14 protein-coding genes and 3 tRNA genes are annotated in these 14,823 nt (G+C 37.7%); 9 read left to right on the top strand and 8 right to left on the bottom strand.

The genetic code is table 11. The annotated features are described in order from the left end of the window. Window positions 1–28: 28 nt before the first annotated feature. Complete coding sequence (locus E7480_01200) at window positions 29–1,411, bottom strand: sulfatase (protein MBE6903208.1); 1,383 nt, start codon at window positions 1,409–1,411, stop codon at window positions 29–31. A gap of 139 nt (window positions 1,412–1,550) precedes the next feature. After that, window positions 1,551–2,333, bottom strand: coding sequence for a TIGR02206 family membrane protein (locus E7480_01195; protein MBE6903207.1), 783 nt, complete (start codon window positions 2,331–2,333; stop codon window positions 1,551–1,553). 535 nt (window positions 2,334–2,868) lie between these two features. On the opposite strand from E7480_01195, the gene E7480_01190 reads away from it, so the two are divergent. Both E7480_01190 and E7480_01185 read left to right on the top strand, forming a co-directional pair. Next, window positions 2,869–3,639: a DUF1538 domain-containing protein gene (locus E7480_01190; GenBank protein MBE6903206.1), complete on the top strand. Its 771-nt coding sequence runs from the start codon at window positions 2,869–2,871 to the stop codon at window positions 3,637–3,639. After that, complete coding sequence (locus E7480_01185) at window positions 3,632–4,300, top strand: hypothetical protein (protein MBE6903205.1); 669 nt, start codon at window positions 3,632–3,634, stop codon at window positions 4,298–4,300. The genes E7480_01190 and E7480_01185 overlap by 8 nt, the downstream gene beginning before the upstream one ends. Window positions 4,301–4,494: 194 nt before the next feature. On the opposite strand, the gene E7480_01180 is transcribed toward E7480_01185, so the two are convergent. The 4 genes from E7480_01180 to E7480_01165 all read right to left on the bottom strand — a co-directional run bounded on the left by E7480_01180 (window position 4,495) and on the right by E7480_01165 (window position 7,966). Then, the gene (locus tag E7480_01180) at window positions 4,495–5,013 is read right to left on the bottom strand and encodes a hypothetical protein (GenBank protein ID MBE6903204.1); all 519 of its coding nucleotides are present in this window, start codon (window positions 5,011–5,013) and stop codon (window positions 4,495–4,497) included. A gap of 134 nt (window positions 5,014–5,147) precedes the next feature. Further along, a complete protein-coding gene (locus E7480_01175) occupies window positions 5,148–6,392 on the bottom strand; it encodes a hypothetical protein (protein MBE6903203.1) in 1,245 nt (414 codons plus the stop codon). Beyond that, the gene (locus E7480_01170; GenBank protein ID MBE6903202.1) at window positions 6,389–7,153 is read right to left on the bottom strand and encodes a TIGR00159 family protein; all 765 of its coding nucleotides are present in this window, start codon (window positions 7,151–7,153) and stop codon (window positions 6,389–6,391) included. The genes E7480_01175 and E7480_01170 overlap by 4 nt, the downstream gene beginning before the upstream one ends. Window positions 7,154–7,351: 198 nt before the next feature. Then, on the bottom strand, window positions 7,352–7,966 hold the full coding sequence (locus E7480_01165; protein MBE6903201.1) for a 5'-methylthioadenosine/S-adenosylhomocysteine nucleosidase: 615 nt from the start codon (window positions 7,964–7,966) through the stop codon (window positions 7,352–7,354). A gap of 139 nt (window positions 7,967–8,105) precedes the next feature. Between E7480_01165 and E7480_01160 the strand changes: the two genes are divergently transcribed. The 7 genes from E7480_01160 (at window position 8,106) to E7480_01130 (ending at window position 12,368) form a co-directional block, all read left to right on the top strand. Further along, window positions 8,106–8,191: transfer RNA gene (locus E7480_01160), tRNA-Leu, on the top strand. A 4-nt stretch (window positions 8,192–8,195) separates the two neighbouring features. Continuing rightward, a tRNA-Arg gene (locus E7480_01155) sits at window positions 8,196–8,272 on the top strand. 5 nt (window positions 8,273–8,277) lie between these two features. Next, window positions 8,278–8,354 (top strand) — tRNA-His (locus E7480_01150). Window positions 8,355–8,978: 624 nt separating this feature from the next. Further along, entirely contained in the window at window positions 8,979–9,665 is a 687-nt protein-coding gene (locus E7480_01145) for a nicotinamide mononucleotide transporter (protein MBE6903200.1), read from the top strand. A 158-nt stretch (window positions 9,666–9,823) separates the two neighbouring features. After that, on the top strand, window positions 9,824–10,036 hold the full coding sequence (locus E7480_01140) for a ferrous iron transport protein A (protein MBE6903199.1): 213 nt from the start codon (window positions 9,824–9,826) through the stop codon (window positions 10,034–10,036). 118 nt (window positions 10,037–10,154) lie between these two features. Next, complete coding sequence (locus tag E7480_01135; GenBank protein ID MBE6903198.1) at window positions 10,155–12,179, top strand: ferrous iron transporter B; 2,025 nt, start codon at window positions 10,155–10,157, stop codon at window positions 12,177–12,179. A 24-nt stretch (window positions 12,180–12,203) separates the two neighbouring features. Continuing rightward, window positions 12,204–12,368, top strand: coding sequence for a FeoB-associated Cys-rich membrane protein (locus tag E7480_01130; protein MBE6903197.1), 165 nt, complete (start codon window positions 12,204–12,206; stop codon window positions 12,366–12,368). Between the two features lie 54 nt (window positions 12,369–12,422). Here the strand turns inward: E7480_01130 and E7480_01125 are convergent, their stop codons facing one another. Together E7480_01125 and pgeF are read right to left on the bottom strand one after the other, a co-directional pair. Then, entirely contained in the window at window positions 12,423–13,898 is a 1,476-nt protein-coding gene (locus E7480_01125; protein ID MBE6903196.1) for an ABC transporter substrate-binding protein, read from the bottom strand. Between the two features lie 12 nt (window positions 13,899–13,910). After that, the gene (gene pgeF, locus E7480_01120) at window positions 13,911–14,708 is read right to left on the bottom strand and encodes a peptidoglycan editing factor PgeF (protein MBE6903195.1); all 798 of its coding nucleotides are present in this window, start codon (window positions 14,706–14,708) and stop codon (window positions 13,911–13,913) included. Between the last annotated feature and the right edge of the window lie 115 nt (window positions 14,709–14,823).

Genomic DNA, 14,823 nt, shown 5'->3' with positions numbered 1-14,823 from the left:
TTTTACAGCTCTTTTTTACATTTCCTTTTTAAATGTCCCATTCTTTATTAACTGTTGGATATAAAGCTCCCACTTCGTTTCGCCACTCTATAAGCATATTGTGCATAGCCTTTACAATGTCGGGATTTAAAGAGGCTATGTTTTTATTTTCCTCTATATCCTCCTTTAAATTGTATAGCTCTAATCTTCCGTCCTCAAAAAATTCGATAAGCTTGTAATCGCCCATTCTGACAGAGGATCCGGGTGTTCCACCCTGATTTCCATAGTGGGGATAATGCCAGAATAAAGCTTTTCTGTCAAGGCTTTTTCCACAGAATAAGGGCATAAGACTTACGCCGTCGCAGTGTTGCTCGGGCATTAGCTCAAGCTCGGCAGCTTCTAAAAATGTAGGGTAAAAGTCAGTAGTAATTACAGGCTCAGAGGATACAGAGCCCGCCTTTATTTTACCGGGCCACTTAATAATAAGAGGCTCTCGTACACCGCCTTCATACATCCAGCCCTTTCCTTCGCATAAAGGCAGATTACAGGTAGGACTTGATTCAGAGGTAGCTAAGCCTCCGTTGTCAGAGGTGAATACAACAATAGTGTTATCCTCTTGACCGCATTCCTTTAACGCCTTTAAGAAACGGCCTATATTACAATCAAGATTTTCTATCATAGCCGCATATTCGGGGGAGGATTGAACTACTCTTCGCTGAATAAAGGAGTCTTTGGTATAGCAGGTGGGGAAGGGCTCTCCCTGTATAATTTCCTCTGTTTTATCAAGCCCCAAAGCAATTCTTTTTTTGCGGTATTTTTCAACTAAATGCTCAGGAGCCTGTATGGGAGTGTGGCAGGCATAATGGGATAAAAATAAGAAAAACGGCTTTTCATCTTTATTTTTAAGTAAATTTATGGCTTCATCGGTAATTCTGTCAGTAAGATATTCGCCCTCTTCTCCGTTTGGTAAATTGGGCAAATTGTAAGGACTGAAATATCCGTTGTAGGGGAGTCCGTAATGAGAGCCGCCTATGTTTATGTCAAAGCCGTGCTTTTCGGGATAATATTCTTCATTTCCAAGGTGCCATTTGCCCACGTGCCAGGTTGAATACCCGTTTTCTTTAAGCGTTTTGGCAAGGCTTTTTTCACAAAGAGGCAAATGGTCTATGTAAGGAGCATCTTCAAGCTTTCCTTTTAAATGAGCGCCTATCCAATCTGTTACCCCGACTCTTGCAGGATATTTTCCGCTTAAAAAGCTTGCCCTTGAGGGAGAGCAGACAGGACAGGAGGCATAAGCATCGGTAAATCGCATACCTTCCTGAGCTAAAAAGTCAATGTTAGGTGTTTCATAAAAAGAGCTTCCGTAACAGCCTAAATCCTTATAGCCCATATCGTCTATCAATATGAATACAATATTAGGTTTCTTAATCATTTTTAAACCTTCTTAAAAAGTGTTTTTTTATATATTAACATAAAAATAAAGGCTTAGCAATAAAAATCTCCGCTTACTGACATTAGCAAGCGGAGATAAATATTATATGATATCTTCGTCAACGAGCTCTATTTCTGCATTATGCTTGAAATATAGATTCTTTTACTTTTTTCGGGGCTTTCTTTCTGTCCTTTATGTACCAGGGCAGATATACTAAGAAGAATAAGAAAGTAATTGCGAAAGCCATTATTAACACTCTCAAAGCAAAATTGGGGGGCAGGATATCTAAAATAGAAGGGGTATCCTCAGGTTTAGCCATAAACAAATAGTTTGCGCCGGGTCCAATCAGGCTGTTTGCAATATAAGCAATTATTGCAAGTATAATAAGGCCTACATAGGCTTTTACAATTGACTTAATTGTAGGACGCATTTTGTGAACAAATATCATATAGAAAATTGCGACATAACCGAGAAGGTGTTCTGCCCAGAATTGATAGTAGCGGAAACGGGTAGGACCTGTAAAGGTGATTACAGTCGGAGTAATCAAAGCAAAAACAGACCCCGCCAAAGCCCAAAAATAACAAACATCAAAAAGATTTTTTGATTTTCCAACCAACATATAACTGCTGAATATAGCTACCCATCCGCATACGCTGATAGGCAGATGATCAATAGGGTTAGGACCTAAGGAGGGAATTGCAATCAGCCTCCAATAGTAAGCCATTTCACTGACAATTAAAGCAAAAGCCAGAATATAGCGCAATAAAGGCTCATATTTCATATTGCGAATTTTTTCACGATAGCGGAAAATTAAAAAAATTATTATTGCGGCAATTAAAATAGGAAGAAAATGAGCAAGAGTAAAGTTGGTAAATTCTACTTCTTCACCTTTGCCGAAAAAATATTTTAAAAAGTCAAGCATTTTGCTCCCCCTTATTGTTTTGAATAAGCTGATTTTAAAATTATTATATCACATTCGACAAAAAACGACAAGGGTTACTTTCCAAAATTTCTCAGAAAAAAAACGCCCACTTATATAGTGAACGGAGTGGTCAATATAAAATTATCAACTACAAATCCTCTGTTTTAAAGATTGTGTAATTTTCGTAATAATAGCTGCGGTCAATACCCTTCATAAATATTTTGCGGTCGTTTATGCTGTCAGTTAAAGCATTTTTTCAATATCCTTAATTGGATTGCGCTCCATAGCGAGTAATCCTCTTTATCAACCTTGTAATATACAATCAAGTCAAATTTGAGCAGAACTGCCATTACCCTTAAGAAATGGGTGGGCGATATTTATTTCAACATAAATTTCATATAACTATTATATAATATATCGGTGCATTTTACAATAAATATAGCGTTTTTTAGTCTATAATTAAAAATTTTACAGTTTGTTCAATTGAAAAAAATAATAGAATAATTTTATTAAAGAAAAATGTTGAGGTACTTTAATGAGGCATATTTTTGCATCTATCAAGGAGTCGCTGATATCGGTTTTGCCGATAGCACTAATAGTTTTACTTCTTTCGGTCACCTGCGTTGCTCTTGAAGCAGGTGTTCTTGTGCTGTTTTTATTCGGAACAATTCTGCTTATTCTCGGAATAAGCTTTTTTACGGTCGGCTCGGGAATTTCTATGGAGCCTCTCGGCGACGGTATAGGTAAAACCCTCAACAAAAAAGGTAAGCTTATTCTCCCTCTTTTAATTTGCTTTGTGCTTGGCTTTCTTATTACTGTTTCTGAGCCGGACCTTCAGGTGCTTGCAGAACAGGTTCCCACAATTCCCAATGCTTTTCTTATAGGTTGTGTAGGCATTGGCGTTGGAGCTTTTCTCACCATTACTTTTATAAGAAATAAATGGGAAATTCCTCTCAGAAGATTGCTCGTCATATTCTATGCGTTGATAATAGTGCTTGCTTTTTTTGCTCCAAAGGAATTTATTCCCACAGCCTTTGACTCGGGCGGAGTTGCAAGCGGACCTATGACCTCAACCTTTATGCTTCCCTTTGCAATGGGAGCCTGCGAAGCAATAGGCGGAAATGTAATGACCGATGCTTTCGGTATCGTAGCTATGATTGCTATGGCTCCGCTTATTACAATACAAATTTTAGGCCTCTACGAAAGAAGAAAGCACGCAAGAAAGGTTAAAAAATTGCATACTGAAATCAGTATGATTAAGGATGACATCGTATTCTTTGATACGGAGGGCGGAGTAAATGAGTAAGAAAATAATGGTCCTCTTGTCAATAGTCGAATTAGGCAAGGGTAAAAAGCTTATTAAAGAGCTTAACAATGTAAAGGTCAAAGTTAATTTTCAAATTGTAGGCTTTGGTACTGCCCCTACCGAAATGATGGATATTTTTGGACTCGGTACAAACGATAAGGATATAGTAATCAGTCTTGGCGCCGAAAGAGATATAAGAGATATGATGGCAAAGTTTGGAGAAGTGTTCCAAAGCCACTCAAAATACGGCGGCTTGATGATAATTCTTGACGTTTCAGCGGCAAGTCGAGTGTTGAGTGAGATACTGAATTTTAACAGCAACCAAAATACAGAAAAGGAAGCCTTAAATATGCAAAATGAACATCATAACAACTTGATAGTAATATCTATAAATGAAGGCTATAGTGAGGATGTAATGCACGTTGCAAGAAAAGCAGGCGCAACAGGCGGCACAGTCATAAAGGGAAGATTTGCAGACTTTGAACAGTTTGCCGAGTTCGGAGATAACAAGGCAGACGAAGAACGTGAAATGCTTTTGATTTTAGCACCTTCTAAAGTAAGCAAACAGATAATGGAAGACGTAAATTCTGAATTTGGCTTAACCTCACAGGCTAACGGAATAATCTTCGCTCTCCCCACCGAAAAAGCTTTTAAAATATAATTATAAAAAATCTGCCTTTCATTTTGGAAGGGCAGATTTTTAAATTTGTAAGATAATTAAATTCAGTCGGTTAATTTTGCGTGAGATAATATTTCCCAATAGCAGTCAGGCTCTTTATCGTGCAAATATCATTTATAAGATAAAAAGGTCTTTGCAAAAAAAATCCACCTTCATTGAAGAAAGTGGATTTCATTTTAAAGATATTTTTTAGTTACATGATAGCCGGAATCGGAAAGTGCTCTTCTGTATTCAGAAGAACTAATCATTTGATGTCTGATGACATCGGCATCATCTCTGCCGGGAAGGTCTACTGTCCAAACGTCCAAAACTCCGAAATCAATATAACGGTCTATGCGTGCATCTCCGTAAACGCCGCCTTCAACAACAACGTGATGTCTGCCTGTGGGTATGGTAATTTCAATGGGAGCATCGGTATAAAGTACAGATAAGGATTTTCCGTCAACAGATATTTTACCCATTGTATTTCCCGACGGGGCTCCGCCGTTGATGAATATTTTAGAAGTTCCGCTATAGCTTGAAGAGGTGCTTGTAGTTGTGGTAGTGGAAGTTTCTGTGTGCGACAAGGATACATAATTTGTATCGCTGCCTTTTTTCTTAGCGCCTTTAATTAAGAAAACGATTAAGAAAATAACACCGCCTATAATAGCAACAGGGAGTAAAATTCGAAATAATAAAATAAACGGATTAGACATAGTTGACCTCCTGAAAATTTATTATATACTAATCCTAACAAAACAGTATTATTTTGTCAAGTATAAGCTGAATTTTAATAGTAGCTTGTCCTGAGGTATATAAAAAGCACCGTTGAAACGGTGCTTTTATTTACCTATTTTACTCTTACAAGAGCTGTATATTTACCTTGTACGCTTACGTTAGCCTCGTTTGAAAATTCAAATGTAACAGCCTTTTGAATATTTCCTGAAGAGGTAGAGTCGGTCATATCAATTACTGCGGTTATATCGTCGTCTGTAAGGGCGGTAATATCAGCCGCAAGACCTCTGACAGTAACCTTAATAGAAGATGTTACGGGAGTTATTGTTTTACCCGAGGGCGAGTTTATAACAGAGAATTTCTTAACGGTAAAGGTTTTTGTTACAAGCTCAGGATAGGAAACTTTAACAGTTACCTTTGAAGGAGCATCGAAAGCCTTTGCGCCGTTGGGTAAAGATAAATCAAATTCCTTTTGGATACCATCTGTAGTCAATATTTCAGCCATATCAATAACGCCTAATTCAATAGAGTTAATAGCTGAAAGAATGTCCTCAGCTGCGCCGATTATAATGTTTTGAGGCTCAGTTTCTATAATTGCAAATTTACTGTCATAGCCTCCGCTGCTGTTTATAATACTTACAGAAAGCGGAACAGATTTTGAAAGAAGAACGGGACAGGTAACACTTACTACCTCAACATCGGTAGTGATGTTGGTAGTGTCAATTTCGTTGCCGTCCTTGTCAACAAGAGTAAATTCGTTTTTACGGACAACTGTTTCCTTTGCCCCGCCTATATCTACGTTTACGTTGGCAGATGCGATAGTGTCAATAATATTCTCAGGTCCTGTTACGGAAATGGCAGAGGGGTATGCTCTGGGAGTATCTGCAATATAGTTTTCGCTAACCTTTCCGTTGACTATAACTTTAACGTCAACACTTGCAGTTTTCTTAACAGCAAAGGTAAGCTCAAGGTTTGAAGGGGATACAGAGCTTACTTTGATTTTTTCGGTTGTTAAATCAATAGTTACAGGCATTGTAAAGGTTCCGCTTTTTGTAACGGAATTAAAATCAACCGAAGCCTTAATATTTGAACGGCTGTAGGTAGCTAAATCCGAACGGGAGCCCGATAAAACAACGCTTACTGTTTTGGGGGCGCCCTTCAAAAGCATAAGTCCGTTAGTTTCTGCCTCTGTTCCTGTAATTTCCACATCAAGAGGAATGTCAGAAAAGGTTTTTGTAGTATCAGGGTTTTCCACTCCCGATACATAAAGCCATACTATTATGGCGCATAAAACAGAAATGGCATAAAGAAATTTATTTGTATTAAAAAGAGAATAAACTTTTTCTATAAATCGGTTCATTTTTTACGCCTCCCGATTATATGTTTTTTCTCAGGCTTTTGTTCGCCGTAAAGACCGGTTAAAAGCTCTTCCTTTAATGTATTAAGGGGCAGACCTCTGATAAGCTTACCGCCTTTAGCCAAAGAAATTGTACCTGTTTCCTCAGAAACTACAAGAGCCAAAGCGTCAGAAGCTTCGGAAATACCTATTGCAGCACGGTGGCGGGTACCTAATTCGGTGCTTAAACGCTTGTTATCAGTAAGAGGTAAAAGACAAGCCGCAGCGGCAACTCTGCCGTTTCTTATTATAACAGCGCCGTCGTGTAAAGGAGTATTGACAAAGAAAATATTTTCTAAAAGCTGAGAAGAAATTTTGGAATCGACAGCAACACCGCTTTCGATAATTTCGGAAATTTTAATTTCACGCTCAAATACAATGAGAGCTCCGGTATTTGCGGCGGAAAGATGAGCAGCAGCGTTAATAACCTCGTTAACTGCATTCTGAGATTCAAAGTTATCACGCAGTCTTTCATCGGGATTGAAATATTTTTTCATTCCACCCTTACCGATTTGCTCCAAAACCTTTCTTAATTCAGGCTGGAACATTATAAGTACAGCCAGAATACCTACATCAAAAGCACTCTTAAGCACAAAAGAGGTGGCATTCATATTTAAGAATTGGCTCACAAGCATAATTGCAATATATAGCAAAATGCCCTTTAAAAGCTGAGCTGTGCGGGTGTTTCTGACGAATTTCAAAACCTGATAGATAATAAAAGACATAGCAATAATGTCAAAAATATCCTCAAAACGAATGGTTGATATGCAGTTTTTAATAAATTGGAAAATATCACTACCGAACAATACTGACACCAACCTTTCTCAAAAAATAACAATTTTACAATTATATTTTAACATATAATATTACTGTTTTGCAATAGTTTTTTTGAAAAAAACGCCGAAAATTTCGGCGTTTTTAAACTACTTTAGTATTGCGCAAATATGCTCTGCAAGCTTTAAAGAAACAGCTTCAACATTTTCATTGACTTCACTGCTGTCCACATTTCTTTCCGTAATGTCGGAAACAACCTTATATATTATACATTTTTTGCCGTGCATCTTAGCTGTAAAGGCAATAGAAAAGGCTTCCATTTCCACAACGATATTTCGGGGAATGTCAATATCTCTGCTTGTTATAAAGCGGTCATTTGACATACAGTCAGCAAGAGTGTAATTGCTGTTTGTTTCAAGAGTTAAGAAAACATCGTGCCCCGGAAGCTGATATTTTTCATAACCCATAGGGGTCATATCAACGTCGCCCTTGCATACTCTTTGAACGGAAACTATCTGACCAACTTTAAAAGCTGTTCCCGTAGCGCCGCAGCAACCTACATTGTAAAGAATATCGGCATTGAATTTAACAATAGCATAGTCTGCCGCTAAAGCGGAGTTTAATTCGCCCATACCCGAAATAACCGCAAGGGTATTGTCTTTTTTATAAATAGCAAAAGGCTTGTCAGCAATTTTTTCAAGCTTTAGTATATCAATAAAAGGCTGAGCCTCTTCTTCCATAGCTATAATCAGTGCTTTAATCATTTCAAAAACCCTTTCATAAAATATAGTAACAATATTCTATATTATTTTCTTTCAAAAATCAATAAAAAAATAATAATTACTTTTGCAAAAAAGGTATTGACAAAATTATGTATGTATGGTATTATATTAAGGCTGTTATGCGGATGTGGCGGAACTGGCAGACGCGCTAGACTTAGAATCTAGTGGGTTACCCCCGTGCAGGTTCAATTCCTGTCATCCGCACCAGTATGCGCCTGTAGCTCAGGTGGATAGAGCAACTGCCTTCTAAGCAGTGGGTCAGGAGTTCGAGTCTCTTCAGGCGCGCCAATATGGTGGGTGTAGTTCAGTTGGTTAGAGCGCCAGTTTGTGGCACTGGAAATCGTGGGTTCGAGTCCCATCACCCACCCCATGAAAAAAGCACTTCTTTCGAAGTGCTTTTTTCAATGATGTTTGCCTTCGGCAAATGATGTCGCTTGCGCTAATGATGTCGGCTTCGCCTAATGTTTTGGGGCAAACATCGCATCATTGCGAATGAAATGAGCAACATCATTATGCGAAGCATAACATCATATCGGCGTAGCCGATGCATCATTAAAAACCTCTTTTTCGAACTAAGTGTACCTTGCGGTACGATAAGCACACCTTTGGTGCGTGAAGTATGCCTTTGGCAAGTGAAGTGTCTGCGGGCGTGAGTGGTACACTTAACTTCATGTTGTGCGAAGTACAATACTTCACAGTGGTTTTGCCACTGCTTCACTTGGGCGTAGCCCAAGCTTCACTAAAATCATATCGCATCAGCGATATATCATTGAAAATCCTATACTCTAAACAAGTGATTTAATTGAAAGACATTACCTTTTTATGATATAAGTAAGAAAAAGGTCATAATGTAATGTTGCATTTGTTGTGATACAGTGATATAATATAAAAAAATAAAAGTTAAACTGCCACCGGGTAGTGAAATGCAAAAGCATTCGTTTGCACATCGTTAGGTCTTTGAAGATGTGTATGCGGATGCTTATTTTTCTTAGGGGTGTTTGAGTTGAAAAACTATTTTTCAAAGCTGGAAATTGTTTTGTGGACTTTTTCTGTGTTGCTGATAGTGGGCTCTTTTTGTATATTTGACAAAGAAAACTATCTGACATTAATTGCTTCATTGATTGGAGTAACATCACTTATTTTCAATGCCAAGGGAAATCCTTTTGGTCAGTTGTTAATGGTAATATTCAGTCTTTTGTATGGAATTATATCATATACATTTAATTATTACGGCGAAATGGTTACATACCTCGGTATGACAATGCCTATGGCGATTTTTGCTTTAATATCGTGGCTGAAAAATCCATATAAAAACAATAAGGCAGAGGTAAGGGTTAATGCAATAAGTAAAAAAGAAACGATGTTTATGTGGATTGGTGCAGCAGTAATCACCGTTTTGTTTTATTTCATATTAACATATTTTAATACTGCTAATACTATCCCGAGTACAATATCTGTTACAACGAGCTTTATTGCAGTATATCTTACTTTCAGAAGAAGCCCTTTGTTTGCATTGGCATATGCTTCAAATGACATTGTTTTGATTGTTTTATGGATAATGGCAAGCGTATATGACATTCGTTATATTTCTGTTGTTGTTTGCTTTGTAGCCTTTTTAGTGAATGACATATATGGCTATGTCAATTGGCAAAAAATGAAAATCAGGCAGAGTGAAAGCTAAGTACAAAACAAATATTGAAAAACTTTGAAAATTTTAGAAAAACCCCTTGACAAATTTTTAAAAATATGTATAATAATACGTGGTTAGCGGTAGCTAACTATATTTTAGGACTGATGGTTAGCATCAACTAACCAATACATAATACGGTGGTAATGGGTATGAATTTGAGAGAAGCAGAAGAGGGAAAAGAATATATTATTCAGCAGATTAACACAGATGATGAGGAACTGAATGCTTTCTTGTTTTCTCTGGGCTGCTACAGCGGGGAAAGCATCACTGTAATTGCACACCGTAAGGGTGGCTGTACTGTTTCGATTAAAGACGGTCGCTATAATATTGATACCCAGTTGGCAGAAGCCATCATTGTTTAATTAAAAAGAATAAGCTTCGGCTTATTTTTTTTGAGTTATCAGTTAGCAATAGCTAACCGACGCTTGTAGCTTTATCCGATAGGATTTATATAAAGTTAAGAAATAGGAGGAGAAAAATATGAGAATTGCTTTAACAGGAAACCCAAATTCAGGTAAGACCACAATGTATAATGCTCTGACCGGCCGTAATGAAAAGGTAGGCAACTGGGCGGGTGTTACGGTAGACAAGAAAGAGCACCCAATTAAGAAGGTGTATGCAGGCAGTGAACAAATTACTGCGGTTGACCTTCCCGGCGCATACTCTATGTCACCCTTTACAAGTGAGGAAAGTATTACAAGCTCTTATGTAAAGAATGAAAATCCCGATGTTATTATCAATATCGTAGATGCAGACAATCTTAGTCGCAGTCTTTTCTTTACCACACAGCTTTTGGAGCTTGGCATTCCTGTTGTTGTTGCGCTTAATAAGAGTGATATAGGTAAGAAGAAAGGAAACAAAATTGATGCTGATTTACTTTCAACAAAGCTTGAATGTCCCGTTATTAAGACAGTTTCCACATCGACAGAGGGACTAAAAGCTCTTATTGAAACGGCTATCGCACAGGTTGGAAAGACTCAAACTGCAACTTACATACAAGAAGATATTGACCTTACCGATAAGGCACAGGTCGAAGAAGCAGACCGTAAGCGTTTTAGCTTCGTTAATAATATTGTAAAGGACGTTGAAACCCGTAAGGTTTTAACCAAGGATAAGAATATCGGTGATAAAATCGATGCCGTTATCACAAATAAGTGGCTTGGTATTCCGATTTTTGCTGCAGTTATGTTCCTTGTGTTTTATATTTCGCAGACTACACTGGGTGCTTGGATTGCCGATGGGGTGGAGATTGGTGAAACATTTATTCCGGGACTTGTACCTCTTCTTGAAATGTTCCAAGGCTTTATTGGCGGACTCCTTGAAAATGCTAATCCTCTGATTTCCGCTATCCTTGTTGACGGCGTTATCGGCGGTGTGGTTGCCGTTGTCGGATTTTTACCTCTTGTTATGGTGATGTATTTCCTTATTGCTCTTTTAGAGGATTGCGGATATATGTCCCGTGCCGCTGTTGTGCTTGACCCTATTTTCAAAAAGGTAGGCCTTTCAGGTAAATCGGTTATTCCTTTTGTAATTACTGTAGGCTGTGCAGTTCCCGGTATTATGGCAAGCCGTACTATTCGTAACGAGCGTGAACGCAGAGCAACTGCAATGCTTGCTCCCTTTATGCCTTGCGGCGCAAAGATTCCTGTTATTTCCCTGTTTGCAGGCGCATTTTTTGAAAATGCTTGGTGGGTTAGTGCGTTGATGTACTTTGCAGGTATTGTCCTTATCTTCCTTGGTGCGTTGCTTATCAATCTTATTACAGGTTACAAAGCAAGAAAATCCTTCTTTATTATAGAGCTTCCCGAATATAAAGCTCCTTCTCTGTGGGGCGCATTTAAGTCTATGTGCAGTCGTGGTTGGGCTTATATAGTAAAAGCTGCTACAATTATTCTTTTGTGTAATATGGCGGTACAGTTGATGCAGACTTTTACCTGGAGCTTTACAGTTGCAGAAAATGCAGATACTTCTATTCTTGCTTCTATTGCATCACCCTTTGCTTATTTGCTTGTTCCGATTGTGGGCGTTTTATCCTGGCAATTGGCGGCGGCAGCTATCACAGGCTTTATCGCAAAGGAAAACGTTGTTGGTACTCTTGCTGTTTGCTTTGTCGGTCTTGAAAATCTTATTGACACCGAAGAGCTTGCTCTTATAGAAGGCGCAGGGGCAGAGGTTGCAGGCATTATGGCAATTACCAAGGTTGCGGCTTTAGCTTATTTGATGTTCAATCTCTATACACCGCCTTGCTTTGCGGCTATCGGTGCTATGAATGCTGAAATGAAGAGTGCAAAATGGCTTTGGGGCGGCATAGGACTTCAGCTTGCAGTAGGTTATACTGTAGCATATCTTGTTTATACTATCGGCACTCTTATCGTAGGCGGTGCTCTTAACATCGGTGCGGCTATCGGCGGACTTGTTGCTGTAATTGCGATGATAGCAGTTGTTGTTAGTCTTATTATGAATACTAACAAGAAGATGAAAACCGAGTATGCTCTCAAAGCATAAAATATTTTAGTTAGGATTTTGATTATGGAAAATATTATTGTTATTTTAATATTGATTGCAATTGCGACAGGAATTATATTCTATCTTATCCGTGCCAAAAGAAAGGGAGAAAAATGCGTGGGCTGTCCTTATGCCAAGAAGTGCAACGGCTGTTCAAGCAAATCGGGCAATAAAAATTTTCATAATTAAATTGACACAAATAAAAGGTCTGTCTCACTTTTTAGTAAGACAGACCTTTTTTGTCTATTCAAGCTTTGCGTTTTCAATTGAATAAAATATACTGCTGTCAGAGGGGTTTACGTCATCTGTTAAGCTTTTGGTAGCGGCAAGGGCTGCTTTTTTAAAGCAAATAGGAATAAAAGGAGAGTTTTCAAAGAAAACAGTTACTGCCGTATCATAGGAATATTCACTGCTGTTTAAAGAGCTTTGAATATTTTGAAAAACTGTATTATCCCAACCGAAAACATTTATCTGAGGGCTTGAAAAAATGCTGATATCCATATTTGCGGGAAGCCTAACCTCACCTAAAAACAAATCAAAATTTAAAGAAGAAAGACTTAAATCATAATCCTGCCCCGTTAATGCTATAACGTTTACGGGTATTCCGATGCCTGATAAATCCTCTTTAATTCTTTTTGCGCAATTCAATTTATATGAATTGTTTGAATTTACTAACAAATTAAGAGGCTGACACCTTGTTTCGCCGTTTAAAACAAGCTCTGTTTCATCTAAAGTTACAAGCGCTGTCTGCAAAGAATAGATGTCAGAGGGAATATCTGTACCTGAAAGCTCAAAATAAGAAGGATTGAAGGGATGCCATACCGGTACAGCATAGCTGAGCAGAGTTTCGGAAGCAATTTTCTGACGGTTTATTGACATTGAAATTGCCTGGCGTACTTTTGCATTTGCAAAAATCGGATTATACATATTAAAGCTCAGAAAGAACATATTGTTGGTGGTAAATGTATTTAGATTTATAGTTCCTAAATATGACTTTGAAACGTTGAGCAAATCGGCATAACAGGCAGTTATCTGTCCTGAATTGAAGCTGTGGAACATTGTATCGTAATCAGGTACCTCTACAATTTTAATCTGATTTATATAAGACTTTGTACCGTAATAAGAGGAGTTGGCATTAAGAATATAATTTCCGTCATCGTTTTGAGAAAAAGTGTATTTTCCACAGCCGATGGGAATAGCTTCGTTTTGAGTTCCTGATTTTATTATCGGAATATCCAAAAGATTCAGATTGCTCAAGGCAGAGCTTATAAAGGTTATTTCAACCTTTGAATTTTTAGCAATTGCTGAGGTTATATAATTAAATCTTTGTAAATAGGGAGAGTCTTGAGCTTTTGCAAGGTTGTAAGAAAAAACTACGTCTGCGGCGGTGACGGGGGAGTTATCCGAAAAAACAGCATCAGATTTCAAGGTTATAATGAATTTGTTGTTGTCTACAGTATAGCTTTCAGCTATTGCATTGGTAGCCTTAAAGCTTGAATTTACAGAAAAAAGGCCGTCAAAGCAAAGGCTTAAAAGATGCTTATTTGTATTTGTAGTAACCTTATAGGGATTAAGACTGTCAGAGGTGATTTTAGGAATTATAAGGCTGTCAGAAAGCTCTGATATTTCAGAAGAGGTAGTATCCAAATCCTTTTTATTACTGTTACAGCCCACTAAAAAAATGCATATACAAATTAAAAAAATAACTGTTTTTTTCATTTTTTAGCCCTTTCAATTAAGTATGACAAAGGAGGCATTAGTGCCTCTTTTTGTGCCCATAACACGATGGGAAAAATATTTGTCGCTGTTGCAGTAAGTACATTCATCACTGCACTGTATATTCTCCTGCATAACTCCTGCACGTATTAGCTGATAGTTATTTATGGCGGCTAAATCCGCTGTGAATTTTTCGCCAAAAGGATAGACAAAATCTTTGCAAAATTCATTTTCTTTAAGAACATCGGCAACATCACTGCCTATTTCAAAGTGGCATTTTTTAATGCAGGGACCTATGGCACAATGAATATCCTTTACATTACAGGAATAGTCAGTTACCATTTTTGAAATTACCTTTGAAGCAATATTCAAAACAGTACCTCTCCAGCCTGCGTGAGCAGCGGCAATTACTTTCTTTTTGGTATCGCAAAAAAGAATGGGAACACAGTCAGCCGTAACAATAACAAGAGCAATCCCTTTTTGATTTGTTATAAGAGCATCTGCGCTTTCAAAGCCCTCTTTGAAAATACCGACTCCCTTATGGCTTAAGTCGACATCTGCTATATCGTCCTTATGAATTTGAGAAGAAAGAACAAAATCTTCTATTGAGCAATTAAGCACATCTGCAATAATATTAAAATTTTGCTTGACGTTTTCAATATTATCTCCACGGTTAAAGCCTAAATTCATTGTGGCAAATTCGTTTGAGCTTACACCGCCGAGACGTGTTGAAAAAACGCCCATTGCGCCACATTCTTCAAAATCGGGAACACTTATATATACAAGATTTTTCTTTTTGTTTTCTTTAAGCAAAGGAAAATCCTCCGTTTCAACTAATTATACTAATTATATCATACGCAAAATCAATTGTAAACTTGATTTTATAAGTATAATATAGTATAATGTTAAAAAAAGCCAAAGGAGAAAA

Source organism: Oscillospiraceae bacterium (assembly GCA_015067255.1).
In the GTDB taxonomy this organism is placed as follows: Bacteria; Bacillota; Clostridia; order Oscillospirales; family SIG519; genus SIG519.
This window is presented reverse-complemented; position numbering and strand designations above follow the sequence as displayed.

What these genes read in the sequence shown, in the direction of transcription:
- E7480_01200 (MBE6903208.1), bottom strand. Translation starts at nt 1,411, where the DNA reads ATGATTAAGAAACCTAATATTGTATTCATATTGATAGACGATATGGGC.
- E7480_01195 (MBE6903207.1), bottom strand. Translation starts at nt 2,333, where the DNA reads ATGCTTGACTTTTTAAAATATTTTTTCGGCAAAGGTGAAGAAGTAGAA.
- E7480_01190 (MBE6903206.1), top strand. Translation starts at nt 2,869, where the DNA reads ATGAGGCATATTTTTGCATCTATCAAGGAGTCGCTGATATCGGTTTTG.
- E7480_01185 (MBE6903205.1), top strand. Translation starts at nt 3,632, where the DNA reads ATGAGTAAGAAAATAATGGTCCTCTTGTCAATAGTCGAATTAGGCAAG.
- E7480_01180 (MBE6903204.1), bottom strand. Translation starts at nt 5,013, where the DNA reads ATGTCTAATCCGTTTATTTTATTATTTCGAATTTTACTCCCTGTTGCT.
- E7480_01175 (MBE6903203.1), bottom strand. Translation starts at nt 6,392, where the DNA reads ATGAACCGATTTATAGAAAAAGTTTATTCTCTTTTTAATACAAATAAA.
- E7480_01170 (MBE6903202.1), bottom strand. Translation starts at nt 7,153, where the DNA reads ATGTCTTTTATTATCTATCAGGTTTTGAAATTCGTCAGAAACACCCGC.
- E7480_01165 (MBE6903201.1), bottom strand. Translation starts at nt 7,966, where the DNA reads ATGATTAAAGCACTGATTATAGCTATGGAAGAAGAGGCTCAGCCTTTT.
- E7480_01140 (MBE6903199.1), top strand. Translation starts at nt 9,824, where the DNA reads ATGAATTTGAGAGAAGCAGAAGAGGGAAAAGAATATATTATTCAGCAG.
- E7480_01135 (MBE6903198.1), top strand. Translation starts at nt 10,155, where the DNA reads ATGAGAATTGCTTTAACAGGAAACCCAAATTCAGGTAAGACCACAATG.
- E7480_01130 (MBE6903197.1), top strand. Translation starts at nt 12,204, where the DNA reads ATGGAAAATATTATTGTTATTTTAATATTGATTGCAATTGCGACAGGA.
- E7480_01125 (MBE6903196.1), bottom strand. Translation starts at nt 13,898, where the DNA reads ATGAAAAAAACAGTTATTTTTTTAATTTGTATATGCATTTTTTTAGTG.